Below are 25,851 nucleotides of genomic sequence, written 5' to 3'. Positions count from 1 at the left end.
GATTCAGGCAGCAGCCTTGGCAGCTTCCTTCAGCAGCTGAGCAACACGCTCAGACGGCTGAGCGCCCTGGCTCAGCCAGTACGCTGCGCGCTCCTGGTTCACCGAAAGCTTCACTTCCGCACCGCTGGCGATCGGATTGAAGAAACCGATGCGCTCGACGAAGCGACCATCGCGCGCATTGCGGCTGTTGGTCACGGTCAGGTGATAGAAAGGGCGCTTCTTGGAGCCGCCACGGGCGAGACGAATAGTTACCATGTGAACATCGTTCCTGTAGTCGGTGCTAACTTAAGGCACACACTTAAAATGGGCCTAGGCCCGAAAGGCCGCGCATTTTACGAGTAAAAGCGACAACCTTCAAGCTGCCAGCCACAAGTAATCCCGGCAAGCGGGGCCGTTTCCAGACGACCCGTCGCGCAAAATACCGCTGCAGCTCAGAACTTCGGCATTCCGCCACCCGGGAACATGCCGCCCATACCGCGCATCATCTTGGCCATTCCGCCCTTGCCGGTGACTTTCTTCATCATCTTTTGCATCTGCTTGTGCTGCTTGATCAGTCGGCCAATGTCCTGCACCTGGGTACCGGAGCCCAGGGCGATGCGACGCTTGCGCGAACCGCTGATGAGATCGGGATTGCGGCGCTCGGCGGGCGTCATCGAGTTGATGATCGCCTCCATCTGCTTGAACTGCTTTTCCGCCGCACCTTGGGCGTTGCCCATCTGCGCAAGGTTAACGCCACCGATGGACGGTAGCTTGTCCATCAGTCCGCCGAGACCGCCCATGTTCTTCATCTGCTGCAACTGGTCGCGGAAGTCCTCAAGATCGAAGCCCTTGCCCTTCTTCAGCTTCTTGGTGAGCTTCTCGGCCTTCTCGCGATCGAGGGTCTGCTCTGCCTGCTCGATCAGGCTGAGCACGTCGCCCATGCCGAGGATGCGCGACGCAATGCGGTCAGGATGGAACGGCTCGAGCGCATCGCTCTTCTCGCCCATGCCGAGGAACTTGATCGGTTTGCCGGTAATGTGGCGTACCGACAGCGCGGCACCGCCACGGGCATCGCCATCGACCTTGGTCAGCACCACGCCGGTGAGCGGCAGCGCCTCGCCGAAGGCACGGGCGGTATTGGCGGCATCCTGACCAGTCATGGCGTCCACCACGAACAGCGTCTCGGCAGGACTGATCGCCGCATGCAGCGCCTGAATCTCGGCCATCATCTCGGCATCAATGGCCAGACGGCCGGCGGTATCCACCAGCACCACGTCGATGAACTTCAGCCGCGCCTCACGGATCGCCGCCTGGGCGATCTCCACCGGCTTCTGGCTGATATCAGAGGGGAAGAAGGTCACACCCACTTCGCCAGCCAGCGTTTCCAGCTGCTTGATCGCCGCCGGGCGGTAGACGTCGGCCGACACGACCATCACCGACTTCTTCTTGCGATCCTTGAGCAGCCGCGCAAGCTTGCCCACGGTTGTGGTCTTGCCCGCACCCTGCAGGCCCGCCATCAGCACCACTGCCGGCGGCGCAACATTCAGCGCCAGATCCTCGTTGGCGGCGCCCATCAGCTCTTCGAGCTCGGCACGCACGATCTTCACGAATGCCTGGCCCGGCGTCAGGCTCTTCGACACCTCAGTGCCGACCGCACGCTCCTTGACCTTGTTGACGAACTCCTTGACCACCGGCAGCGCGACGTCGGCCTCCAGCAGGGCCATCCGCACCTCGCGCAGGGTGTCCTTGATGTTGTCCTCGGTCAGCTTCGCCTTGCCCGTGACATGGCGAAGGGTTTGTGACAGGCGATCGGTTAGGTTTTCGAACATGAGGCGTTCCACGTTGGATGTGGTGAAGGCGGCGATTATAGAGACTCGGGGCATCCGGCCGGTACCCCGACAATGATGCTTTTCATGTAAGCGACCTCCCGCCGCTTTTGCACCTTGGGGGTTTGTGCCACACTCACGGCCTTTCGAGTCGCTACCAGAACCTATGCACCCTCTGCTGCCCAGCCTCACTGCCGCTCTTCTCTATGCTGGCGTCACGGGCTATCAAAGTTTGCGTCTGGCACAACGTTCCGTCCCGGACAAACGCCTGTTGCTCGTGCTGGGCGCGTTGGCGCTGCTGGCACACGGCGCCAGTCTGTTCATGCAGCTGCTTTCGCCGAGCGGCCTGCACCTGGACTTTTTCAACGCCTCAAGCCTGATTGCCGCTGCGGTGATCCTGCTGATCCTCCTGGCCCTGCAACGGATGCCGGTGGAGAACCTGCTGGTGCTGCTGTTTCCGCTCGGCTGTCTGACGGTGCTGTTCGCTCAGTTCGCACCGACCGGCACCGCGCCGGCGATTACCGAAGAAGCCGGCATCCTGGCGCACATCCTGTTGTCGATCCTGGCCTACGGCATGCTCACCATCGCGGTGTTCCAGGCGCTGTTGCTGCTGCTGCAGGATCACCATCTGAAGAACAAGCACCCATCCGGTCTGATCCGTAACTTCCCGCCGCTGCAAACCATGGAAAGCCTGCTGTTCGGCTTCCTCTGGGCCGGCTGGCTGCTGCTTTCGGCTTCACTGCTGTCCGGCTGGCTGTTCCTCGACGACCTGTTCGCCCAGCACCTGGTGCACAAAACCCTGCTGTCGGTGATCGCCTGGGTGGTCTTCGGCCTGCTGTTGTGGGGCCGCCACCAACTCGGCTGGCGCGGCTACAAGGCCATTCGCTGGACCCTGGTCGGCTTCTGCCTGCTGATGCTGGCGTACTTCGGCAGCAAGCTCGTTCGCGAATTCATCCTGCACATCTAGGTACTCAGGACAGCCACGTGGAACATCTACATCCCGGCCTGGTGGTCGGACTGCTGGTCTTCCTGATCCTGTGCTCCGCATTCTTTTCCGGTTCCGAAACCGGAATGCTCAGCCTCAACCGCTACCGTCTGCGGCATCGCGCCAGAGAAGGTCACCGTGCGGCCCGTCGCATCATCGACCTGCTGGCGCGGCCGGATCGGCTGCTGGGCACCATTCTGGTCGGCAACAATTTCGTCAACATCCTTGTCTCCTCGATCGCAACAGCGACTGCCGTGCAGCTGTGGGGCGAAGTCGGCATCGCCATCGCCACCCTCGGCGTGACGATCCTGCTGCTGATCTTCGGTGAGATCGCACCCAAAACTTTTGCTGCGCAGCGCCCCGAGGCAGTGGCCTACCCTGTCAGCCTGGTACTAGCCGCACTGCAGAAGCTGCTATTCCCGATAGTCGCGCTGCTCGGCTGGATCAGCAACGGCATGCTCAGATTGCTTGGGGTCGACCCGACCGCCAAGCGCAGCGACAGCCTGTCCAGTGAGGAGTTGCGCAGCGTAGTGCGTGAGTCCGGCAGCGATCTGCCGCTGAATCGCCAGAGCATGCTGCTCGGCATTCTGGATCTCGAGCGGGTGACGGTGGACGACATCATGATCCCGCGCAACGAGGTCGCGGGCATCGATCTCGAAGACGATCTGGAAACCATCATCGGCCAGCTGCGCACCACCTCGCACACCCGTCTGCCGGTGTTCCGCAAGGACATCAACCAGATCGAAGGCATCATCCACATGCGGCACATCGCCCGCCTGCTCAGCCATGATCAGTTGACCCGCGACAGCCTGCTCGAGGCCTGCAGCCCGCCGTACTTCGTGCCGGAGAACACGCCGCTCTCCACCCAGCTGCTCAATTTCCAGAAACAGAAGCGCCGCATCGGCATCGTCGTCGACGAGTACGGCGATGTGATGGGAATCGTGACCTTGGAAGATATCCTCGAAGAAATCGTCGGCGAGTTCAGTAATCAGGACACCCTGCGCAGCCCGGACATCCATCCGCAGGACGACGGCACACAGGTGATCGATGGCGCCGCGTACCTGCGCGAGATCAACCGGGCACTCGGCTGGCAGCTTCCCTGCGACGGGCCAAGAACCCTCAACGGACTGATTACTGAAGCCCTCGAACACATTCCTGACAGCGGCATATGCCTGCAGATTGGCCGCTATCGGCTGGAAATCCTGCAGGCTGCGGACAACCGGGTGAAAAGCGTTCGCGCCTGGGCCATCGAGCCGCCTCGAGACGAGTAAGCGGCTCCCGCCCCAAAAGCCTATCTAGAGTTGAATCTTCACCGCTGCAGCGGCGCGTTTTGCCTTTGTGCGCGCCGTCTCGAGCGACTCGTCGCGGGCCAGCGCCACCCCCATGCGCCGTCGACCGCTGACACCCGGCTTGCCGAACAGCCGCAGCGACGTGTCCGGCTCACACAGCGCGCCTTCCAGATTACCGAAGCAGACCTCGGTCGACTCGCCCTCGGCCAGAATGACGGCCGATGCAGAGGGGCCAAGCTGGCGAATCGCCGGAATCGGTAGGCCGAGAATCGCCCGCGCATGCAAGGCGAACTCCGAAAGGTCCTGCGAGACCAGCGTCACCAGGCCGGTATCGTGCGGCCGCGGCGAAATCTCGCAGAACCAGACCTGCTCGCCCTTGATGAACAGTTCTACACCGAACACACCACGACCACCCAGCGCGTCGGTTACCGCCAGCGCAATACGCTCGGCCTGGGCAAGCGCCACAGCGCCAACCGGTTGCGGCTGCCAGGACTCCTGGTAATCGCCCTTTTCCTGCCGGTGCCCGACTGGCTGGCAGAATGTGGTGCCACCGGCATGCCGCACAGTGAGCAGCGTGATCTCGTAATCGAAATCGATGAACCCCTCGACGATGACCCGCCCGCGCCCGGCGCGTCCGCCGGCCTGCGCGTATTCCCATGCGGTGTCGATGTCCGCCTCGCTGCGCAGCAGCGTCTGCCCCTTGCCGGACGAACTCATCACCGGCTTGATCAGGCAGGGAAAGCCCAGCGCCACTGCCGCCGCCCGGCATTCCGCCAGCGAGTCGGCGAAATGGTAGGGAGACGTCGGCAGGCACAGCTCCTCCGCCGCCAGGCGTCGAATGCCCTCGCGATTCATGGTCAGCTGAGCGGCTCGCGCAGTCGGAATCACGGTAAAGCCTTCGGCCTCCAGCTCGACCAGCGTGGCCGTGGCAATGGCCTCGATCTCCGGGACGATATAGTGCGGCTGCTCCCGCTCGATCACAGCGCGCAAAGCCGCGCCATCGAGCATATCGATCACATGGGACCGATGCGCCACCTGCATGGCCGGGGCATTGGCGTAGCGATCCACCGCGACCACCTCCACGCCCAGACGCTGCAGCTCGATCACCAGTTCCTTGCCGAGTTCGCCGGAGCCGCACAGCAGGACGCGTGTGGCGCTGGCAGTCAGCGGGGTGCCAATTCGGGGCATGGAAGTCCTCGTCATTCGTGAGTCAGCGGCGCGCGACACGCACGCCTAAATCAGTTGTCCGCTGGCGCGGGTCCGCTCGGCGCACTGGCGCAACACCTGGCGGCGCTCGTCGTTATCCATGAGCCCCCAGCGCCGAATCTCGTCGGCGCTGCGCTGGCAGCCCACGCAAACGTCGTCCTCATCGAGCGCACAGAGGCTGACGCAGGGCGAGCCAATAGGCTTGTCGCTGTCGCTCACTCGTCCGCCTCCAGCTCGCGCGCGTAGCGCTGGGCGTTGTGTACGTAGTGAGCAGCACTGGCTTCGAGCATCTTCTTCTGCTCCTCGCTCAGTTCGCGCACCACCTTGCCTGGCGAGCCCACCACCAGCGAGCCGTCAGGTATTTCCTTGCCCTCGGCAATCAACGTATTGGCGCCGATGATGCAGTGATTACCAATCTTCGCGCCATTGAGGATCACCGCATTGATGCCGATCAGGCTGTAATCGCCGACGCTGCAGCCATGCAGCATGGCGTTATGGCCGACGGTGACACCGGTGCCCAGCGTCAGCGGATGCCCCATGTCGGTGTGCATCACGCTGCCATCCTGAACGTTGCTGTTCGGGCCGACATGGATCAGCTCGTTGTCGCCACGCAACACGGCGCCGAACCACACGCTCGCCCCCTCATCGAGACGAACCTTGCCGATCAGCGTCGCCGTCGGAGCAACCCAGCTCTGCGGATGGGCTTGGACGCGCGATTCTCCCAGACGGTATTTCACATGCAGACCCTCTCTGAATTCCGATGAAAAAGGCGCGCGGCGCTGGCTCTCAGCGCGCGGTGCGCCCGGTGAGATCGATGAAGGACGCCGAGGCCTTGCGCAGCTCGATGCCAGCGTCGTACACCAGATTGACCAGTTCGACGATCATGATCGCCGTCAGCCCCCAGATCTGGTATTCGCCATATCGGTAAGAAGGGATGTACCAGCTCTGCCCCTGGTAATCGATACGATGCGTGACTTCGCGCGGGTCCTGGCAGAAGAAGCTCAACGGAACGGAGAACACCGAGGCGATCTCCGCGTCGTTGGCGCGGTACTCCACGTAATCGGGGACGATGCCGACGTAGGGCGTGACATGAATGCCGTGCACCGAAATCAGGCTGCTCAGCGGCCCGATGACTTCAACCATGCCCGGCGCCAAACCGACCTCCTCCTCCGCCTCGCGCAACGCTGTATGCATGAGGTCGCGATCCTCCGGATCGCGGCGCCCCCCGGGAAACGCCACCTCGCCGCCATGCGTCGACAGCCCGCTGGCGCGCAGTGTCAGCACCAGCTCCGGATCCTCGCTTCGGGTGATGGGCATCAGGACGGCCGCCTCGGGCAGTCGCCCTTCCGGCTCCAGAAGATGCGGGGAGTAGTCGCGCACCCGGCGAAGAATGGTATCCAGCATAATCATCTCAATTCATCTTTGACCGGCATCATGGCATGAAAGGCGCAACCGCCCAAGGCCCGCCGCAGCGCCCTGTACGCCAGCCTGAACGGCGTGCCTGACCAGCGCGAAGGGCCATTGCGCGGAGCCGATGGCCCGGCTTGTGTATTCCGTAGCAATGACCCGCAAAGCGCCTGGAATGTTGCAGCCTGTCGCGCCGCTCGCCAATGCGCTGGCGACATCCCAATCCGCAGAGCCGGCGCCAGAGGCTGGCACGACGCACTTCCGGTCGGCCCGCCTTTGCGCGCATCCGCCGGTAACCTAGAATGTCGCCTCACTGACCGGGTGCAGCAGACCCTCCCGGTACACGAGCAGGCGCCATGCCCTCACCCGACCCCAGGTCTGATGTCGTCGTATTGCAGGAAGAGTTCAGATGCGCTGGCTGTTCGCCGTTTTCTGTTTCACCTTCGCCACTCTCTCCCATGCCACTGCAACGCCGCATCTGGACGGGGCGTCGATCGACAAGGTGCTGGTCATCAAGTCCGAACGCCAGCTGCATCTGCTCAGCCGTGGCAAGACCCTCAAGAGTTATCGCGTCTCGCTCGGCAAACAGCCGGCCGGGGCCAAACTGCGCCAGGGTGACCAGCGCACTCCCGAAGGGCTCTACTGGATCGATTGGCGCAAGCCCAGCGACAAATTCAATCTGTCCATGCACATCTCCTATCCCAACGCCCGCGACCTCGCTCGCGCCGAGGAGCAGGGCGTGCCGCCCGGCGACATGATCATGCTGCACGGCACGCCGCTGGACGAGGAGTATCCCGAGTGGTTCTTCCACACCCTCGATTGGACCGAGGGCTGCATTGCGCTGAAGAACGCCGACATGCAGGAAATCTGGCAGTTGGTGCGCAACGGCACGCTGATCGAAATTCGGCCTTGAATCACCGCGGGCGCCTTTGACGCCCGCCTTCGTTCCCTCAGAACTGCATGTCGGACAGACGCCAGACATCGAACGCTGGCGTTTCGTAGGGGTGTGCCTTCTTCAACGCCTTGACGCTGTCGTGAATGAGCTCGTCGGCAACCACCAGCTCGACCTTCCATTCAGTGACCTGTTGCACCTGCCCCAGTTGCCCGAGAAAAGGCTGGCTGTTCTCCAGCGGACGGTACTGGCCATGCCCGAGCGTCTGCCAGCAGCAGTTATCGTAAGCGCCGATACGGCCGGCACCGGCTGCGAACACTGCTTTCTTGACTGCATCCAGATGGCTCTCCGGAACGTAGAAACACAGCTTGTACATCGGGTTCTCCAGACGGGAGGTGGACCAGTGCCCACCGACAATGGATGGCATTTTGGCATGACGATGCACAGCGAAACGGTGCGGTCGATCAAAGCTAAGACGCGGTAAGACGATACGGGTTCACCTCGGAGACAGCACCTAGACGCAAAAAAGCCCGATGGCCACAGGGACCATCGGGCTTGTGCGTTATGGATCGATCCGCGTGATCAATCCACCCAGACGCGGGCGTTGCGGAACAGGCGCATCCAGCCGCCGTCTTCGCGCCACTCGTCCGGGCGCCAGGAGTTGGTCACGGCACGCACCACCCGCTCGGGGTGCGGCATCATGATGGTCACTCGGCCGTCACGACTGGTGAGGCCGGTGATGCCGCGCGGCGAGCCGTTGGGGTTGGCCGGGTAGCGCTCGGTGACCTTGCCGTGATTGTCGATGTAACGCAGCGCCACGGTGCCGGACAGATCGGCCTGCAGCAGAGCCTCCTCGCTGGCAAACTCGGCATGCCCCTCGCCATGAGCGATGGCGATCGGCATACGCGACCCCGCCATGCCTTGCAGCAGGATCGACGGCGAATCCTGCACCTGGACCATCGCTACGCGCGCCTCGAACTGCTCCGAGCGGTTACGCACGAAGTGCGGCCAGTTCTCGGTGCCCGGAATCAGCTCGTGCAGGTTGCTCATCATCTGGCAGCCGTTGCACACGCCGAGAGCGAAGCTGTCCTTGCGCTCGAAGAAGGCCTGGAACGCGTCGCGCGCGCCGGCATGGAACAGGATCGACTTGGCCCAGCCTTCGCCAGCGCCGAGCACGTCGCCGTAGGAGAAGCCGCCGCAGGCGACCAGCCCCTTGAACGCCTCGAGGCTGACGCGTCCGGCGAGGATATCGCTCATGTGCACGTCCACCGCGGCGAAGCCGGCCCGGTCGAACGCCGCCGCCATTTCCACCTGGCCGTTGACGCCCTGCTCACGCAGCACCGCCACCTGCGGGCGCACGCCACGCTTGATGTACGGGGCGGCAATGTCCTGATTGACGTCGAAGCCGAGCTTGACGCTGAGGCCGGGGTTGTCTTCCTCGAGCAGCGCATCGAATTCCTGATCGGCACAGTCGGCGTTATCGCGCAGGCGCTGAATCTGGTAGCTGGTCTCGGCCCACTGGCGCTGCAGCAGGCGACGGTCGCCACTGAACACTTCGCTGCCGGCAAGACGGATCGACACATAACCGTTGTTGGTCGGCTGACCGATCACCGCGACGCAATCGCCGAGGCCGGCGGCGCTGAACTGCGCCAGCACGATTTCGGTATCGTCCTGACGCACCTGGATGACCGCGCCCAGCTCCTCGCTGAACAGCACGGCCGGCACATCGTCGGCGTCGTCCAGCAGGCCATCGAGATTCAGGTCGAGGCCGCAGTGGCCGGCGAAGGCCATTTCCAGCACGGTGGTCAACAGGCCGCCATCGGAGCGGTCGTGATAGGCCTGCAACAGGCCATCGGTGTTGAGGCCCTGGATCACCGCGAAGAACGCGCGCAGGTCCTCGGCATCATCGACATCCGGCACTTCGCGGCCGAGCTTGCCGTAGACCTGGGCGAGGATCGAGCCACCCAGGCGATTCTGTCCACGACCGAGGTCGATCAGGATCAGGTCGGTGGCGCCCTTGTCCAGCCGCAGCTGCGGGGTCAGGGTCTGGCGGACGTCGACCACCGGCGCGAAGCCGGACACGATCAGCGACAGCGGCGAAGTCACGCTCTTCTCGGCGCCCTCGTCCGACCAGCGCGTCTTCATCGACATCGAGTCCTTGCCCACCGGGATGGTCAGGCCCAGTTGCGGGCACAGCTCCATGCCGACGGCACGCACGGTGTCGTACAGCCGCGCATCCTCGCCCGGGTGGCCGGCAGCGGCCATCCAGTTGGCCGACAGTTTGATATCGGAGAGTTTCTCGATGCGTGCCGCGGCGAGGTTGGTCAGCGTTTCGCCGATCGCCATGCGCCCGGAGGCCGGCGCGTCGAGCAGGGCCAGCGGCGTGCGCTCACCCATCGCCATCGCCTCGCCGGTGTAGACGTCATAGCTGGCGGCGGTCACCGCGCAATCGGCCACCGGAACCTGCCAGGGGCCGACCATCTGATCGCGCGCCACGAGGCCGGTGATGCTGCGGTCGCCGATGGTGATCAAAAAGCTCTTGCTCGCCACCGCCGGGTGGCGAAGCACGCGGCCCACGGCCTCGTCGAGGTAGACCGACGCGGCATTGAAATCGTCGCCCAGCTCGGCTTCGCGCTGCGCGCTGCGGTGCATGCGCGGCGCCTTGCCGAGCAGCACGTTGAGCGGCATGTCCACCGGCTTGTTGCCGAAATGGCTGTCGGCGACGGTCAGGTGCGCTTCCTCGGTGGCCTCACCGACGACCGCAAAGGGGCAGCGCTCGCGCTCGCAGATGGCGGCGAAGCGCTCCAGATCGGCGGCATCGACCGAGAGCACGTAGCGCTCCTGGGACTCGTTGCACCAGATCTCGTGCGGCGCCATGCCGGGTTCGTCGTTGGGGATGTTGCGCAGCTCGAAGCGACCACCGCGACCGCCATCGTTGACCAGCTCGGGGAAGGCGTTGGACAGGCCGCCGGCGCCGACGTCGTGAATGAACTTGATCGGGTTGTGCTCGCCCAGTTGCCAGCAACGGTCGATGACTTCCTGGCAGCGACGCTCCATTTCCGGGTTGTCGCGCTGCACCGAGGCGAAGTCGAGGTCCGCCGAGCTGGTGCCGGTGGCCATCGACGAGGCCGCGCCGCCACCCAGGCCGATCAGCATGGCCGGGCCGCCGAGCACGATCAGCTTGCCGCCGACCGAGATCTCGCCCTTCTGCACGTGGTCTTCACGGATGTTGCCCATGCCGCCAGCGAGCATGATCGGCTTGTGGTAACCGCGCACTTCCTCCCCGCGCGGCGTGTCGATCGCCTGCTCGAAGGTGCGGAAATAGCCGGTCAGCGCCGGGCGGCCGAATTCGTTGTTGAACGCGGCGCCGCCCAGCGGGCCTTCGATCATGATGTCCAGCGGCGTGACGATGCGCTCGGGCTTGCCATAGGGCTGCTCCCAGGGCTGCTCGAAACCAGGGATGTTCAGGTTGGAGACGGTGAAACCGGTCAGGCCGGCCTTCGGTTTGGCGCCGCGACCGGTCGCGCCCTCGTCGCGGATTTCGCCGCCGGAGCCGGTGGAGGCACCCGGGAACGGCGCGATGGCGGTCGGGTGGTTGTGCGTCTCCACCTTCATCAGGATGTGCACCGGCTCCTGGCTCGCGGCGTACTCACGCGTCTCCGGATTCGGATAGAAGCGGCCGGCAACATTGCCGACGATGACGGCGGCGTTGTCCTTGTAGGCCGACAGCACACCCTCGTTGTGCAGCTGGTAGGTGTTCTTGATCATGCCGAACAGGGACTTGTCCTGGCTTTCGCCGTCGATGTCCCAGCTGGCATTGAAGATCTTGTGGCGGCAGTGCTCGGAGTTGGCCTGGGCGAACATCATCAGTTCGATGTCGTGCGGGTTGCGCCCCAGCCCGGTGAAGGCCTGCACCAGATAGTCGATCTCGTCTTCGGCCAGCGCCAGGCCCAGCTCGACGTTGGCCTTTTCCAGCGCGGCGCGACCGCCGCCGAGCACATCCACGGCAGTGAGCGGCTTGGGCTGGGCATGGCTGAACAGATTGGCGGCTTCCTCGAAGCGGCCGAGCACCAGCTGGGTCATGCGGTCATGCAGCGCGGCGGCGACGAGCTCGGCGTCGCTGTCGGACAGCTCGCCCTGCACGTAGTAGGCGATGCCGCGCTCCAGGCGCTGAATCTTCTCCAGGCCGCAGTTGTGGGCGATGTCGCTGGCCTTGCTCGACCAGGGAGAGATGGTGCCGAAACGCGGCACCACCAGGAACAGCCGACCGGCTGGCTCCTGCACCGGCACGCTGGGGCCGTACTTGAGCAGGCGGGTCAGGACCTGCTGCTCTTCCGCGCCAAGCGCGCCAGAAACCTCGGCGAAATGGGCGAACTCGGCATACAGCCCGCTCACGGCGGGGACCTTCTCGGTCAGTTGTGCCAGGAGCTTGCCGTGACGGAAGGCGGAAAGAGCGGGAGCGCCGCGCAGAATCAACATCGTCGGAACAGCCTCGAAGAGGGGAGCAGTCGGGGCGCGTATTCTAGCCCATGACGGCGGTCAAAGGGGCAGCGACCCGCTGCAAGCGCAGCCGCCGTCGAGCGCCCGAGCCCGACCGACGCTAACGCGCAGCGCCCTGCTGGGACTCGATGCCACGCCAGACGCTGTATTTGCCCACCGGCCGCTTCATCGGCAGGCGTTTGACCTCCTCCAGACTGTGCGTATCGAACACGATCACGGCACCGTCATCGCGCCACAGGCTGGCCAGCGCGTAGCGGCCATCGCGGGTGAATTCGACGTGCGCCAGCGTATCGCCCGGCTCGGCCGCGAAGTGTCGCGCGACCTCCAGGGTTTCCCGGTCGATCGTCTGCAGCACATGCCGCGAATCGGCCGCCAGCATCGAATCGACGAACAGGTAGCGACTGTTCTCATGGCCGGCGAGGAAAAAGCCCGGCCCCTGCAGGGCGATGCGTTGCACCAGTTCGCGCCGCTGCGGGTCGACCACCGCAACTTCCGGCAGCTTGAGGTTGGTGCTGGCCATCAGCGTCACCCCCTGGCGGCGCCAGGTGACGGCCGTGCCCATGTGCGGACGCCCCTGCAAAGGCAAGCCGCCGATTCGCTGGCGCGCATCCAGGTGGATCACCTGCACCTCGCCCTGCGGCGACACGCCGAACAGCTCGGCCTGATCCGGATTGAAGAAGAAATCATCCAGCGGCGCGTCCAGCTCGATGCGTCGTGGATTGAGATACCCCGTGACGAAGGTGCCCTCCCGATACTGGAAGTCGTGCACCAGGCCGATCGCCATGTCTTCGGCCTGCGGGTCGTAGCTGACCTCCCACAACTCCGCGATGTCCTTCATCGCCACGACGAACGACCGTCGCGACGGCACGCTGTAGACCGCCGACACCCGCGAGCTGTGCTCCGCCTTCTGGTCGAGAGCCGGCATCGATTTGAGCAGGTTCAGGTCGCCATCCAGCAGCACCAGGGTATGGGGCTGGTAGTTGGCCACGGCAACGTGCTCGCCCGTCGGGTCGACGGCAATGTTGCGGGTGTCCAGCCCCGCCCGCACCTCGGCCACGACCTCCAGCGTCCACAGGTCGTACTTGGTCACCCAGCCGTCGCGGGACACGAAGAATGCGTAACGCCCGTCGCGGGTGAATTTCGGGCTGCCATGCAGCTGCGCCCGGGTGGCGAAACGATGAAAGGGCTCGAGCTTGTCGCCATCGAGGATCGAGATGTGAGAATCGCCGGTCTCGACCACCAGCATCAGCCCCAGTGGATCGGCCTGGTAGACCGGCGCCTGCGCCGTCGTGGCCTCGCGCAGCAGCTGGCGGGAAGCGCGGATGTCCTCCTCGCTCCACGACTCCTGCCCCTGCGCGGCGGTGGCCAGCAGGCTCGCCAGCAGCCAGGCGACGAGTCCCTGCAGCGACCGCGTGACGCCACCCTTTCTGCACTTGGACATGACCGTTTCCCGAACCTCGATGATGGGCAGCGATTACATGCCAGGCGCAAACGCAACCCCATGACCGGCGTCAACCGAAGGCCAGGCGCCACTGCGTGGCGGTGTACGCCCTGCCCTCGCGCAACTCAATGCAGGATCTGGCTGAGGAACAGCTTGGTCCGGTCGTTGACCGGGTTGCTGAAGAACACCTCCGGCTCGGCCTGTTCGACGATCTCGCCGCGGTCCATGAAGATCACCCGGTCGGCCACGGTGCGGGCAAAGCCCATCTCGTGAGTGACGCAGAGCATGGTCATGCCGCTCTCGGCGAGGGCGATCATGGTATCCAGCACCTCCTTGACCATTTCCGGGTCGAGCGCCGAGGTCGGTTCGTCGAACAGCATGATCTTGGGTTTCATGCACAGCGCACGGGCGATCGCCACGCGCTGCTGCTGGCCGCCGGAGAGCTGGCCGGGATATTTGCCGGCCTGCTCCGGAATGCGCACCCGCTCCAGATAATGCATGGCGATTTCCTCGGCCTGACGGCGCGGCAGCTTGCGCACCCACATCGGTGCCAGCGTGCAGTTCTGCAACACCGTCAGGTGCGGGAACAGGTTGAAATGCTGGAATACCATGCCGACTTCGCTGCGAATCGCCTCGATCTGTTTGAGATCGCTGGTCAGCTCGACGCCATTGATGACGATGCGCCCCTGCTGATGCTCCTCCAGCCGGTTGAGACAGCGGATCGTGGTGGACTTGCCCGAGCCGGACGGTCCGCAGAGTACGATGCGCTCGCCCTGGCGCACGCTCAGGTTGATGTCCTTGAGCACATGGAACTGGCCGTACCACTTGTGCACGCCCTGCATCTGGATGACCGGCTCGCTCGCCTGCTCCGGTCGTGCCACGGTATCGCTCATAACCCTCTCCTAGTTCCTGTGACCGGTATCGAGCTTGCGCTCCAGGTGCATCGAATAGCGCGACATGCCGAAGCAGAACAGCCAGTACACCAGCGCGGCGAACACGTAACCCTCGGTGGACATACCCAGCCAGGACGGGTCCGCCGTTGCGCGCTTGATGCTGTTGAGGAAGTCGAACAGGCCGATGATGATCACCAGGCTGGTGTCCTTGAACAGCGCGATGAAGGTGTTGACGATGCCGGGAATCACCAGCTTCAGCGCCTGCGGCAGGATCACCAGCAGCATGCTGCGCCAGTAGCCCAACCCCATCGCCGCTGCGGCCTCGTACTGCCCCTTCGGAATCGCCTGCAGACCGCCGCGCACCACCTCGGCGATATAGGCCGCCTCGAAGAAGATCACCATCAGCATGGCGCGCATCAGCTTGTCGAGGTTCATGCCCTCGGGCAGGAACAGCGGCAGCATCACCGAAGACATGAACAGCACGGTGATCAGCGGCACGCCGCGCCAGAACTCGATGAACGTCACGCACAACACGCGGATCGCCGGCATGTCGGAACGCCGCCCCAAGGCCAGCAGAATGCCCATCGGCAGTGCGCCGGCGATGCCCACGGCGGCGATGACGATGGTCAGCATCAGGCCGCCCCACTGGCTGGTGGGCACCGTCTGCAGGCCGAGGAAGCCGCCATGCAGCAACCAGAACGCCAGCAATGGGTAGATCAGCAGATAGGCAAACCCGTAGCGCACCTTGTGCGGCATCTGGCGCAGGAAGAGTGGCGTCGCCCCGATGATCGCCAGCCACACACTGAGGTCGACGCGCCAGCGCAACTCGGCGGGATAGAAGCCGTACATGAACTGGCTGAAGCGCGTCTGCACGAAGACCCAGCACGCGCCTTCGCGCGTGCAGTCGGCGCGGGTTTCGCCGGTCCAGTCGGCGCTGAAGATCGCCCAGTCCAGCAGCGGCGGAATCACCAGCCAGACCACATACAGCCCCAGCAGAGTCAGCAGCGTGTTGCCGACGCCGGAGAACAGGTTCGCCCGCAGCCAGCCGATGGCGCCCAGGTTGCTCGAGGGCGGCGGCAGGTCAGGCTTGAAACGATGAGTCGTCATGGCTCGGCCCTCACCGTTCGATCAGCGCGATGCGCCGGTTGTACCAGTTCATCAGCAGCGAAATGCTGATGCTGATGGCCAGGTACACGCTCATGGTGATCGCCATCGTCTCGATCGCCTGACCGGTCTGGTTGAGCACCGTACCGGCGAACAGCGAGACCATGTCCGGGTAGCCGATGGCCGCCGCCAGCGAAGAGTTCTTCGCCAAGTTGAGGTACTGGCTGGTCAGCGGCGGGACGATCACCCGCAACGCCTGCGGAATGATCACCAGCCGCAGCGTCTGCCCGGTCCGCAGCCCCAGCGATGCTGCCGCCTCGCTCTGCCCGTGGCTGACCGCCTGGATGCCGGCGCGCACGGTTTCGCCGATGAACGCCGCCGTGTAGACCGCAAGCGCCAGCACGATCGACACCAGTTCGGGAATCACGATCCAGCCGCCGCGGATATTGAAACGCTGCAGCTGCGGCACCTCCCAGTCGAACGGCGCGCCCCACAGCAGCACGCTCAGGGCCGGAATCGCCACCAGCAACCCCAGGCTGGACCAGAACAACGGAAACGCCTGCCCGGTCGCATGCCGCCGCGCGCGGGCCCAGCGCGCCAGCACCACGATGGCCAGCACCGCCACCAGCAGCGCCAGCCAGAACGGCCAGAAACCCTCCGCGGCGCTGGGCGCCGGCAGCTGCACGCCGCGGTTGTTTAGAAAGATCACACCGCCCAGGCTCAGGCTGTCGCGCGGGCCGGGCAGCGGACCGATGACGGCGAAATAGACGAAGAAGATCTGCAGCAGCGGCGGGATGTTGCGGAACGTCTCGATATACAGCGTCGCCAGCTGGCGAATCAGCCAGTTCGACGACAGCCGTGCCACGCCTAGCGCGAAGCCGATCAACGTCGCGAGGATGATGCCGATGACACTCACCAGCAGCGTGTTGAGCAGCCCGACCCAGAACACCCGGCCGTAGGAGTCGCTCTCGCTGTAGTCGATCAGGTGCTGGGAAATGCCGAAGCCGGCGGCATTGTCGAGAAAGCCGAAACCGGACGTGATACCGCGATGGGCCAGATTGGCCTGCGTGTTGACGAACAGAAACCAGCCGAACGCAACCACCGTGACCACCGCCAGCACCTGGAACACCCAGGCACGCACACGCGGATCGGTCAGCGGCGAGCGTCGCGCCAGCCTTGATTCAGTGCTGCGCATCGAAAGCCCTCGTGCGGCACTGCCGGAACGCCGCGCGCGCCGTCAGTGCCGTTCCCTGGAAACGGGCCGGCAGCGCATGCGGCCGGCCCCGGATACCTCAACGCACCGGTGGTGCGTACTGCAATCCGCCCTTGTTCCACAGGGCATTGAGGCCGCGCTCGATCTTCAGCTCGCTACCGGCGCCGACGTTGCGCTCGAAGATCTCGCCGTAGTTGCCCACCTGCTTGACGATCTGCACCGCCCAGTCCGCCGACAGCTTGAGGTCCTTGCCGTACTCGCCCTCACCGCCGAGCAGGCGCGCCACGTCCGGGTTCTTGGTTTCCTTGGCGGTCTTCTCCACGTTTGCCGAGGTCACGCCCAGCTCTTCGGCGTTAAGCATGGCGAACAGCGTCCAGCGCACGATATCGAACCATTCCTCGTCGCCCTGGCGCACGGCCGGGCCGAGCGGCTCCTTGGAAATCACCTCGGGCAGCACGACGTACTGATCGGGCTTGGCCAGCTTGATGCGCTGCGCATAGAGCTGCGACTGGTCGGAGGTCAGCACGTCGCAGCGACCGGACTCCAGCGATTTGGCGCTTTCGTCGGAGGTGTCGTAAGTGATGGGGGTGTACTTGAGGCCGTTGGAGCGGAAGTAGTCGGAGAGATTGAGCTCAGTGGTGGTGCCAGCCTGGATGCAGACGGTGGCACCGTCCAGCTCCTTGGCGCTGCTGACCCCGAGTTCCTTGTTCACCAGAAAGCCCTGGCCGTCGTAATAGGTCACCCCGGTGAAATTCAGCCCCATCGCCGAGTCCCGCGAGCTGGTCCAGGTGGTGTTGCGCGACAGCATGTCGATCTCGCCGGACTGCAGCGCGGTGAAGCGCTCCTTAGCCGTCAACGGACTGAACTTGACCTTGCCGGCATCGCCGAACACCGCGGCCGCCACCGCGCGGCAAACATCCACGTCGATTCCCTTGTACTGCCCCTTGGCGTCGGCGAAGGAGAACCCCGGCAGTCCGTCGCTGATGCCGCATTGCACGAAGCCCTTCTTCTTCACGGCATCCAGGGTCGCCCCGGCATGCGCCGCCCCGCTGATGGCGAACAGCGTCGCAGCACTCAGCACGGCCAGTGTGGATTTCACCCTCATCATCGAAACCTCCAGTTTGCTTTCTTATTCTCGGGTCGGGTCATCTGCCACCTCACGAACGCTTCGGCGAGCGCGTGACGGCAGAGCCAGACCTGAGTCTAGTCGCAGCTGAGTGATCGGCAATGTCGTCGATCTGCCCTGATCTCGCCGCCTGCGAAGCTGCCCGGCACGCTGGCGGCGACGATGCAGGCGATTGCAAGCGGCGTACCAGCGTCCGCAACGCCAGCCGGCGCGGCGCCACGGGTGCACCCGCGCCGCACAACCGGGTAACCTCGCACGACTTTCACCACGGGCGATCCGCCCGCGCCCCAAGATAGGGCGATGCCGTCCTCAGTCGCCGGAGCCATCCCATGAGCGAACCCCTGATCCTCGAACCAACCCGGCAGGCCGATGCCTGTGTCATCTGGCTGCACGGCCTGGGCGCCGACCGCTATGACTTCCAGCCGGTCGCCGAAGCCCTGCAGCAGCGTCTGCTCAGCACCCGCTTCGTGCTGCCACAGGCGCCGACCCGCCCGGTCACCATCAATGGCGGCTGGCAAATGCCCAGCTGGTACGACATCCAGGCGCTGAGCCCGGCACGCGCGATCAATCGCGACGAACTGGAAGAGTCCACCGAGCTGGTCATCCGCCTGATCGAGGCGCAGCGCGACAGCGGTATCGATCCGGCGCGCATCTTCCTCGCCGGCTTCTCCCAGGGCGGTGCGGTCGTGCTGCATACCGCCTACCTGCGCTGGCCGGGCACGCTGGGTGGCGTCATCGCGCTGTCCACCTACGCCCCGACGTTCAGCGAAAACCTCCAGCTCGCCGAAACCGCGCGCCGCCAGCCGGTGCTCTGCCTGCATGGCAGCCGTGACGACGTGGTGCCGCTGCCGATGGGGCGCGCCGCCTATGAATGCCTGCAAGCCGCGGGCGTCGCGGCGTCCTGGCGGGACTACCCGATGGGCCATGAGGTATTGCCGCAGGAAATCCGCGACATCGGCGAGTGGCTGGCCGAACGCCTGGCCTGAAAATCGCCCCCGGCAAAGCGAAGCGGCGCGGCCGACGTTGCAGAGCTACGCTTGTCGAAAGGCCGAATGCTTCGGAGTCGTTGCGCGTGACGCACGCCCGCCAGTTCGCGGCGCGTGGGAGGGGGCGCGATGAGTACCGCCAGAGAGTGTCGCCGCGATACGGGCCTGCGGCGATGAAGCTGCTCCAGCAACCGGTTGACCTGCTGCAACTGAGCCAGATGCGCTTGATGCAGCACGTCGACATCGCCCATCTGCGCATGCTCGCCGATCGGTTCGAGCTGTGCGAAATGGCAGTCGACGAGGTCCTGCTGTCGCCACGCAGCGTCAACCGCTTCCTTTATCTGCTGCTCGAGGGGCAGCTGACGGTCTATCTCGACACGCTGGACAGCCCCGCGCTGCGGCTGATCGAGCCCTGCGAATGCGCCGGTGAAGTCAGCTTCATCGATCGGCTGCCGCCGCCTACCTATGTCGTCGCCAGCCAGCCGAGCCGGCTGCTACGCCTGCACAGCCGCGACTTCGCCTGCCTGACAACTTCACCCCGGCTCATGCGCAACCTCGTCGGCCTGCTCTGCGAGCGCGTTCGTCTGAGCGACCGGCTGATCATCGACAGCGAGCACAACGCGAACGTCGACATGCTCACCGGCGTTTTCAACCGGCGCTGGCTGGAGCACATCTTCGAGCGCGAGCGCGCACGCTGCGCGTTCAGCCAGCTGCCGCTGTGCCTGCTGATGCTCGATGTCGATCATTTCAAAGCCTACAACGACAAGTACGGCCACCTGGCTGGCGACCACGCACTGCTGATGGTCGCCCGCACGCTGGGCGGCCAGCTGCGGCCCAAGGACAGCCTGATCCGCTTTGGCGGCGAGGAGTTCGTCATCCTGCTGCCGGAACTGGATTCGGCCGAGGCCCGGCTGATCGGCGAGCGGTTGTTGCGCAGCATCGAGCAGGTCAGCACCTTCGACACCGCCATCGGCAACCTGCCGGGAGTCACCGTGTCTATCGGGCTGGCGCAGATGCAGGCGGACGACGAGCTGAACAACCTGATCGATCGCGCCGACAAGGCGCTCTACCAGGCCAAGCAACAGGGCCGAAACCGGCTGTGCGTTTGAACGACGGCGCTGTCAACCCGGAAAAGGGCCAATACTTCGCCACGCCTGCTTCTTGCATTACACTGGCGCGCGAATTTCCCATTTGATGAACGAGAAGGCCGTGCTCAAAGCACTCAAGAAAATCTTTGCCAAGGACGAGCCCCAGCCGGCGCCCACAGCGCCCGCCGCCAGCAGCTCCGCCGTCGACACTGCCCAGACGCAGAACCCTCAGCCCGCGCAGCCGGACACCCAAAAAGCCGAGCGCGCCGCTGACAAGCCGCGCCGTCCGCGCCACAGCAAGCCCGCCGCCCCGGCCTGGAAGCTCGAAGACTTCGTGGTCGAGCCGGTCGAAGGCAAGACCCGCTTCCATGACTTCAAGCTCGCCCCCGAGCTGATGCACGCCATCCAGGATCTGGGCTTCCCGTACTGCACGCCGATCCAGGCGCAGGTGCTGGGTTTCACGCTCAAGGGGCAGGACGCCATCGGCCGCGCGCAGACCGGCACCGGCAAGACCGCCGCCTTCCTGATTTCCACCATCACCCAGTTGCTGCAGACGCCGCCGCCCAAGGAGCGCTACATGGGCGAACCGCGCGCGCTGATCATCGCGCCGACCCGCGAGCTGGTGGTGCAGATCGCCAACGACGCGCTGGACCTGGCCAAGTACACCGGCCTGAACGTGATGAGCTTCGTCGGCGGCATGGACTTCGACAAACAGCTCAAGCAGCTCGAATCGCGCTTCTGCGACATCCTGGTTGCCACGCCCGGCCGCCTGCTGGACTTCAACCAGCGCGGCGAGGTGCACCTGGACATGGTCGAGGTGATGGTGCTGGACGAGGCTGATCGCATGCTCGACATGGGCTTCATCCCGCAGGTGCGCCAGATCATCCGGCAGACGCCGATGAAGGGTGAACGCCAGACCCTGCTGTTCTCCGCGACCTTCACCGAGGACGTGATGAACCTCGCCCGCCAGTGGACGGTGAACCCGGCCATCGTCGAGATCGAGCCGGAAAACGTCGCCAGCGACACCGTCGAACAGCACGTCTATGCGGTGGCCGGCAGCGACAAGTACAAGCTGCTCTACAACCTGATCAGCCAGAACGACTGGACCCGGGTGATGGTCTTCGCCAACCGCAAGGACGAAGTCCGGCGCATCGAAGAACGTCTGACCAAGGACGGCATCAGCGCCGCGCAGATGTCCGGTGACGTACCGCAGCACAAGCGCATCAAGGTTCTGGAAGGCTTCCGTGAGGGCAAGATTCGCGTCCTGGTGGCCACCGACGTCGCCGGTCGCGGCATTCACGTCGACGCCATCAGCCACGTGATCAACTTCACCCTGCCCGAAGATCCGGACGATTACGTGCACCGCATCGGTCGTACCGGCCGTGCCGGCGCCAGCGGCACTTCGATCAGTTTCGCCGGCGAGGATGACGCCTTCGCCCTGCCGCCGATCGAGGAGCTGATCGGGCGCAAGATTCACTGCGAGATGCCGCCGGCCGAGCTGCTGGTGCCGGTACCACGCAGCCGGTGAGGCTCACGGAAAAACAACGGGCGAAGCTGCGGCTTCGCCTTTTTTCTGTGCGCTGCGTCGGGCGTGACCCAAGTCAGCCGGTCACCACCGAAACGGAACTACCGTACAAGTACTGACGGCACGTACAAGGAGATTTCATGGATAACCTCGACTGGCTGCTGCTGCTCATCCTCACCGGCTTCGTACTGCTGTGCGCAGGCTTCGCCAACCGCGACCGGCAATGGGGCATCGTGCTGCTCAGCCTGGGCATCATCGTCATGTTCTCCACGGTGTCGTTCAAGCTATACATCGCGCTCCACTGATCACCCGGCCGCAGCGGCCAGCACCGACGTCGGCGGTGCTCAGCGCTGCCAGCGCTCGGCGGCGGCCTGATCGCTGTGGCGCCCATCGACCCAGCGTTCGCCGTCCGGCGTGTTCTCCTTCTTCCAGAACGGTGCACGGGTCTTCAGGTAATCCATGACGAAACGGCAGGCATCGAACGCCGCCTCGCGATGTGCGCTGGTCACACCGACGAACACGATCGGCTCGCCCGGCTCCAGCGAGCCGACGCGGTGCAGCACGTCGATGCTCAGCAGCGGCCAGCGCTCCTCGGCCTCGGCGATGATCTTGCCCAGCGCCTTCTCGGTCATACCCGGCGCGTGTTCGAGGAACATGCCGGCGACGTCGTGCCCGTCATTGAAATCGCGCACGTAGCCGACGAAGGCGGCGACCGCACCGATGCCCAGATTGGCCGCGTGCAACGCGTTCAGTTCGGCCCCCGGATCGAAGGCCGCCTGCTGTACCCGAACACTCATTTCAACCTCCGGTCACGGTCGGGAAGAATGCCACTTCATCGCCATCGACGAGCGGTTCGTCCAGGCCGCAGAGCTCCTGGTTGCGCGCGCACATCAGGTTCTGCTCGCCGAGCACTTCCCAGGCGCCGCCGCGGGCCAGCAGGCGCTGGCGCAAGTCGTCCAGGCAGGTGAGCGACGGATCCCAGTCGAAGCGTTCGCCATCGCTGCCCAGCGCCTCGCGGTAACGGGCAAAAAACTGTACGCAAATCATGCCTGCACCTGCCAGTGGCCGCTCTTGCCGCCGCGCTTTTCCAGCAGGCGCACACCCTCGATGCACATGCCGCGGTCGACCGCCTTGCACATGTCGTAGATCGTCAGGGCGGCAACACTGGCTGCGGTCAGCGCTTCCATTTCCACCCCGGTCTGCCCGGCCAGCCGGCAGGTGGCGCGGATCAGCACGCTGTCCTCGCCTTCGGCCTGCAGCTCGACCTTCACGCTGGTCAGCAGCAGCGGATGACATAGCGGAATCAGTTCGTAAGTCTTCTTCGCCGCCTGGATGCCGGCGATGCGCGCCACGGCGAATACGTCGCCCTTGGGATGGCCGCCCTGCTGAATCATCTGCAGCGTCTGCGGCAGCATCCGCACGCGCGCCTCGGCCGTCGCCTCGCGCGCGGTGACGGCCTTTTCGGTCACATCGACCATGCTGGCACGGCCCTGGGAATCGAGATGGGTGAGCATATGACGCTCCTGGCTGGGAAAGTCGCGAGTCTAACCCAGCCAGCCACGCACGGCCCGCTCCCGGAAGGGGTACCACCGACACCCCTTCGCAGCGACCGCGAGCTACATGTGCGCCTCGGCGTACTCGGCCAGGATCGAACGCGGCACGCCCTGCAGGGTGATGTGCACGCCGTGGGAGAAGTCCTTGAAGCGCTCCGTCAGGTAGGTGAGGCCGGAACTGGTGGCCGACAGATAGGGCGTATCGATCTGCGCCAGGTTACCCAGGCAGACCACTTTGGAGCCGTTGCCGGCGCGGGTGATGATGGTCTTCATCTGGTGCGGCGTGAGGTTCTGGCACTCGTCGATGAGGATCAGGCTCTGCTGGAAGCTGCGCCCGCGGATGTAGTTCAGCGATTTGAACTGCAGCGGCACCTTCTGCAGGATGTAGTCGATGCTGCCGGGGGTGTTCTCGTCGTCCATGTGCAGCGCTTCGAGGTTGTCGGTGATCGCGCCGAGCCAGGGCTCCATCTTCTCCGCCTCGGTACCGGGCAGGAAGCCGATGTCCTCGTCCAGCCCCTGCACGCTGCGGGTCGCGATGATGCGTCGGTAGCGCTTGCTCACCACCGTCTGCTCGATCGCAGCGGCCAGCGCCAGGATGGTCTTGCCTGAACCGGCCGCGCCCGACAGGTTGACCAGGTGGATATCCGGATCGAGCAGGGCGAACAGCGCCAGCGCCTGATGGATGTCACGCGGACGCAGGCCCCAGGCCTCCTGATGCAGCAGCGGCTCCTGGTGCATGTCGAGCAGCAGCAGCTCGTCTTCCTTGATGCCCTTGATCCAGCCGACGAAGCCCTGCTCGTCGAGGATGAACTCGTTGATATGCACCGCCGGCAGGTTGTCGATCAGCTGCACGCGATGCCAGGTACGACCGTGCCCCTGATGGGTCTCGACCTTGCTCACGCGGTCCCAGAACGAGCCGCTCAGGCTATGATAGCCGCGCGACAGCTGACCCACGTCGTCGACCAGCTGATCGGTGTGGTAATCCTCCGCGGCCACGCCGCAGGCCCGCGCCTTGAGGCGCATGTTGATGTCCTTGGTGACCAGCACCACCGGCACACCGGGCCGCTGTTTGCTGATCGCGACCACCAGGTTGATGATCTTGTTGTCGTTCAGGTCCTCCGGCAGGCCATTCTCCAGCCGCTGGCTCATCAGGATGGACAAGCTGCCGCGCGCCCCGCTCTTGTCGCGCTGAATCGGTACGCCCGCCTCCACCTCGGCGGGCGTGGCATTACCGAGCAGGCGGTCGATCAGGCGAATCGCCTGGCGACACTCGGCGGCGACACTGTGCTTGCCAGTTTTGAGTTGATCGAGTTCCTCCAGCACGGTCATCGGTATCGCGACCTGGTGCTCCTGGAAGTTGAGCAAGGCGTTGGGATCGTGGATCAGGACGTTGGTGTCGAGAACATACAGGGTGGGCTGAGTCGCGCGGGATCTGCCGAAATCATCCATACCGATCACCTTTTCGTTGGGTCAGTCGACGGAGAGCCATAGGCGCTCCGCCGCAGAAAGACCACCGTGCTGGCAGATGAACGGGCTTGGGAGGCGGGGTTCGGGGCCACCCAGGGGCCGCCACCTGTGTCGCAGGGTTCGGCGGTCTGATTCGGTAATAACCCAAAACCGATGACGGGCAAAAGCGTTTTTGTGCGATTTCCGCTTTTATTGCCCGTATCGACGGAACGCCCTTGGCGTGCGGAATCCAGCCGACTACAGTCGGGAATCCAGGTGCGCCGATTCGCCGCAGCGGTTTACCTCGGCGGTCACGTGCACCAGCTGCGACAGGTCCTGCAGGGCACGCTTGTAATCGTCGGCGCTGTAGTCCTGATGCGTGACCACGCTGAGGATGCAGCTGTACTGGGCGCGGCCCACGCGCCACAGATGCAGATCGGTCACCTCGGTATCCGGCACCGCTTCCAGCTGCCTGCGCACACGGCGTACCAGCGGATCGTCCATTTCCCGATCCAGCAACGCCTTGGCGGTCTCCACCAGCAGACCCTTGGCCCAGACCAGGATCACCAACGCGCCGATCACGCCCATCAGCGGGTCCAGCCACCTCCAGCCGAAGAACTTGCCGCCCAGCAGGGCCACGATCGCCGCCACCGAGGTCAACCCGTCGGTCAGCACATGGATGAATGCGGCGTGACGATTGAGATCGCGCCCATGCCTGGACACAGCATGCTCATGCTCATGCTCATGCTCATGGTCGTGGTCGTGGTCGTGGTCGTGGTCATGGTCATGGTCGTGGTCGTGGTCGTGGTCGTGGTGATGATCATGAGCGTGGCCATGATCATGTCCATCGTGCAGCAGCCAGGCGGACGCCAGGTTCACCAGCAGGCCGATCACCGCGACCCAGAGCGCCTCGTCAAAGCGAATGTTCGCAGGCGACCAGAACCGCAGCAGCGACTCGATGATCATCATCAGCGCGATGCCAACCAAGAACAGCGCGCTGGAAAAGCCCGCCAACACCTCGATCTTCCAGGTACCGAAGGCGAAACGCCGATCATCGGCATAACGCCGGGCCAGCATGTAGGCCAGCGCTGCCAGGCCGATCGCCACCATGTGCGAGGACATGTGCCAGCCATCGGCGAGCAGCGCCATCGAGTTGAACCAGTAGCCGGCGGCGATCTCCACCACCATCGTCACGCCGGTAAGCAGCGCCACCGCCCAGGTCTGGCGTTCGGCGCCCTGCTCCAGCGGACGGTAATCATGTGAGCTTTGCCAGTTCGAGTGATCGCACGTGCTCATACCGCCTCCTCATCATCGGGCGGGCGTAGCTTGCACCTTGCCCCCCGGACAAGGTCAACCGCCGTCAATGGCCACGATCGCTGGAGCCGGGCTCGC

25 protein-coding genes are annotated in these 25,851 nt (G+C 64.6%); 7 read left to right on the top strand and 18 right to left on the bottom strand.

The window, feature by feature from the left end:
• Nucleotides 1-3: 3 nt before the first annotated feature.
• Entirely contained in the window at nt 4-255 is a 252-nt protein-coding gene (gene rpsP / locus AC0ZJQ_RS04990) for a 30S ribosomal protein S16 (protein WP_009867795.1), read from the bottom strand.
• 176 nt (nt 256-431) lie between these two features.
• Nucleotides 432-1,808 (bottom strand): signal recognition particle protein, encoded by a 1,377-nt coding sequence (gene ffh, locus AC0ZJQ_RS04985; RefSeq protein WP_102827507.1) that lies wholly within the window; start codon nt 1,806-1,808, stop codon nt 432-434.
• A gap of 163 nt (nt 1,809-1,971) precedes the next feature.
• Here ffh and AC0ZJQ_RS04980 point away from each other — a divergent pair, with 163 nt between their 5' ends.
• Nucleotides 1,972-2,772, top strand: coding sequence for a cytochrome C assembly family protein (locus AC0ZJQ_RS04980; RefSeq protein ID WP_009867800.1), 801 nt, complete (start codon nt 1,972-1,974; stop codon nt 2,770-2,772).
• A gap of 17 nt (nt 2,773-2,789) precedes the next feature.
• Entirely contained in the window at nt 2,790-4,061 is a 1,272-nt protein-coding gene (locus AC0ZJQ_RS04975; RefSeq protein WP_009867802.1) for an HlyC/CorC family transporter, read from the top strand.
• A 24-nt stretch (nt 4,062-4,085) separates the two neighbouring features.
• Here the strand turns inward: AC0ZJQ_RS04975 and purT are convergent, their stop codons facing one another.
• Genes purT through AC0ZJQ_RS04955 form a run of 4 tightly spaced genes read right to left on the bottom strand, consistent with a single transcriptional unit; the run spans nt 4,086 to nt 6,689 of the window.
• Complete coding sequence (purT, locus tag AC0ZJQ_RS04970) at nt 4,086-5,267, bottom strand: formate-dependent phosphoribosylglycinamide formyltransferase (protein WP_476477398.1); 1,182 nt, start codon at nt 5,265-5,267, stop codon at nt 4,086-4,088.
• A 45-nt stretch (nt 5,268-5,312) separates the two neighbouring features.
• On the bottom strand, nt 5,313-5,504 hold the full coding sequence (locus AC0ZJQ_RS04965) for a DUF1289 domain-containing protein (protein WP_165593928.1): 192 nt from the start codon (nt 5,502-5,504) through the stop codon (nt 5,313-5,315).
• A complete protein-coding gene (locus AC0ZJQ_RS04960) occupies nt 5,501-6,022 on the bottom strand; it encodes a gamma carbonic anhydrase family protein (RefSeq protein WP_102827510.1) in 522 nt (173 codons plus the stop codon). Before AC0ZJQ_RS04960 ends, AC0ZJQ_RS04965 begins: the two co-directional genes overlap by 4 nt.
• Nucleotides 6,023-6,071: 49 nt before the next feature.
• The gene (locus tag AC0ZJQ_RS04955) at nt 6,072-6,689 is read right to left on the bottom strand and encodes a CoA pyrophosphatase (protein WP_037019896.1); all 618 of its coding nucleotides are present in this window, start codon (nt 6,687-6,689) and stop codon (nt 6,072-6,074) included.
• A 412-nt stretch (nt 6,690-7,101) separates the two neighbouring features.
• Between AC0ZJQ_RS04955 and AC0ZJQ_RS04950 the strand changes: the two genes are divergently transcribed.
• Nucleotides 7,102-7,605, top strand: coding sequence for a L,D-transpeptidase family protein (locus AC0ZJQ_RS04950; protein ID WP_476477397.1), 504 nt, complete (start codon nt 7,102-7,104; stop codon nt 7,603-7,605).
• 37 nt (nt 7,606-7,642) lie between these two features.
• On the opposite strand, the gene AC0ZJQ_RS04945 is transcribed toward AC0ZJQ_RS04950, so the two are convergent.
• The 7 genes from AC0ZJQ_RS04945 to AC0ZJQ_RS04915 form a co-directional block, all read right to left on the bottom strand.
• Nucleotides 7,643-7,960 carry an NGG1p interacting factor NIF3 gene (locus AC0ZJQ_RS04945; RefSeq protein ID WP_476477396.1) on the bottom strand — a complete coding sequence of 106 codons (318 nt, stop codon included), beginning with the start codon at nt 7,958-7,960 and terminating at the stop codon, nt 7,643-7,645.
• 206 nt (nt 7,961-8,166) lie between these two features.
• A complete protein-coding gene (purL, locus tag AC0ZJQ_RS04940) occupies nt 8,167-12,063 on the bottom strand; it encodes a phosphoribosylformylglycinamidine synthase (RefSeq protein WP_476477395.1) in 3,897 nt (1,298 codons plus the stop codon).
• Between the two features lie 121 nt (nt 12,064-12,184).
• Nucleotides 12,185-13,525, bottom strand: coding sequence for a cytochrome D1 domain-containing protein (locus tag AC0ZJQ_RS04935; protein ID WP_476477394.1), 1,341 nt, complete (start codon nt 13,523-13,525; stop codon nt 12,185-12,187).
• Between the two features lie 125 nt (nt 13,526-13,650).
• Entirely contained in the window at nt 13,651-14,418 is a 768-nt protein-coding gene (locus AC0ZJQ_RS04930) for an amino acid ABC transporter ATP-binding protein (RefSeq protein ID WP_054093649.1), read from the bottom strand.
• Nucleotides 14,419-14,427: 9 nt separating this feature from the next.
• Nucleotides 14,428-15,525 (bottom strand): amino acid ABC transporter permease, encoded by a 1,098-nt coding sequence (locus AC0ZJQ_RS04925; protein WP_476477393.1) that lies wholly within the window; start codon nt 15,523-15,525, stop codon nt 14,428-14,430.
• Nucleotides 15,526-15,535: 10 nt separating this feature from the next.
• Entirely contained in the window at nt 15,536-16,717 is a 1,182-nt protein-coding gene (locus AC0ZJQ_RS04920; protein ID WP_009867814.1) for an amino acid ABC transporter permease, read from the bottom strand.
• Between the two features lie 97 nt (nt 16,718-16,814).
• On the bottom strand, nt 16,815-17,843 hold the full coding sequence (locus tag AC0ZJQ_RS04915; RefSeq protein WP_476477392.1) for an amino acid ABC transporter substrate-binding protein: 1,029 nt from the start codon (nt 17,841-17,843) through the stop codon (nt 16,815-16,817).
• Between the two features lie 347 nt (nt 17,844-18,190).
• On the opposite strand from AC0ZJQ_RS04915, the gene AC0ZJQ_RS04910 reads away from it, so the two are divergent.
• The 4 genes from AC0ZJQ_RS04910 (at nt 18,191) to AC0ZJQ_RS04895 (ending at nt 21,765) form a co-directional block, all read left to right on the top strand.
• Nucleotides 18,191-18,847 (top strand): alpha/beta hydrolase, encoded by a 657-nt coding sequence (locus AC0ZJQ_RS04910; RefSeq protein WP_043295900.1) that lies wholly within the window; start codon nt 18,191-18,193, stop codon nt 18,845-18,847.
• A gap of 173 nt (nt 18,848-19,020) precedes the next feature.
• Nucleotides 19,021-19,956 (top strand): GGDEF domain-containing protein, encoded by a 936-nt coding sequence (locus tag AC0ZJQ_RS04905; RefSeq protein WP_009867819.1) that lies wholly within the window; start codon nt 19,021-19,023, stop codon nt 19,954-19,956.
• Between the two features lie 100 nt (nt 19,957-20,056).
• Nucleotides 20,057-21,463, top strand: coding sequence for an ATP-dependent RNA helicase RhlB (gene rhlB, locus AC0ZJQ_RS04900; protein WP_476477391.1), 1,407 nt, complete (start codon nt 20,057-20,059; stop codon nt 21,461-21,463).
• A 137-nt stretch (nt 21,464-21,600) separates the two neighbouring features.
• Entirely contained in the window at nt 21,601-21,765 is a 165-nt protein-coding gene (locus AC0ZJQ_RS04895) for a DUF6095 family protein (RefSeq protein ID WP_009867823.1), read from the top strand.
• 39 nt (nt 21,766-21,804) lie between these two features.
• On the opposite strand, the gene moaE is transcribed toward AC0ZJQ_RS04895, so the two are convergent.
• The 5 genes from moaE to dmeF form a co-directional block, all read right to left on the bottom strand.
• On the bottom strand, nt 21,805-22,257 hold the full coding sequence (gene moaE / locus AC0ZJQ_RS04890; RefSeq protein ID WP_314019785.1) for a molybdopterin synthase catalytic subunit MoaE: 453 nt from the start codon (nt 22,255-22,257) through the stop codon (nt 21,805-21,807).
• 1 nt (nt 22,258) lies between these two features.
• Nucleotides 22,259-22,507 carry a MoaD/ThiS family protein gene (locus tag AC0ZJQ_RS04885; RefSeq protein WP_009867825.1) on the bottom strand — a complete coding sequence of 83 codons (249 nt, stop codon included), beginning with the start codon at nt 22,505-22,507 and terminating at the stop codon, nt 22,259-22,261.
• Complete coding sequence (gene moaC, locus AC0ZJQ_RS04880) at nt 22,504-22,974, bottom strand: cyclic pyranopterin monophosphate synthase MoaC (protein WP_102827519.1); 471 nt, start codon at nt 22,972-22,974, stop codon at nt 22,504-22,506. The genes AC0ZJQ_RS04885 and moaC overlap by 4 nt, the downstream gene beginning before the upstream one ends.
• 102 nt (nt 22,975-23,076) lie before the next feature.
• On the bottom strand, nt 23,077-24,462 hold the full coding sequence (locus tag AC0ZJQ_RS04875) for a PhoH family protein (protein WP_009867827.1): 1,386 nt from the start codon (nt 24,460-24,462) through the stop codon (nt 23,077-23,079).
• A 255-nt stretch (nt 24,463-24,717) separates the two neighbouring features.
• Nucleotides 24,718-25,755, bottom strand: coding sequence for a CDF family Co(II)/Ni(II) efflux transporter DmeF (gene dmeF / locus AC0ZJQ_RS04870; protein WP_476477390.1), 1,038 nt, complete (start codon nt 25,753-25,755; stop codon nt 24,718-24,720).
• Nucleotides 25,756-25,851: the final 96 nt, after the last annotated feature.

Source organism: Stutzerimonas sp. 21-1 (assembly GCF_056336065.1).
Note: the sequence above shows the minus strand (reverse complement) of the source record. Positions and strands in the feature narration are given on the sequence as shown.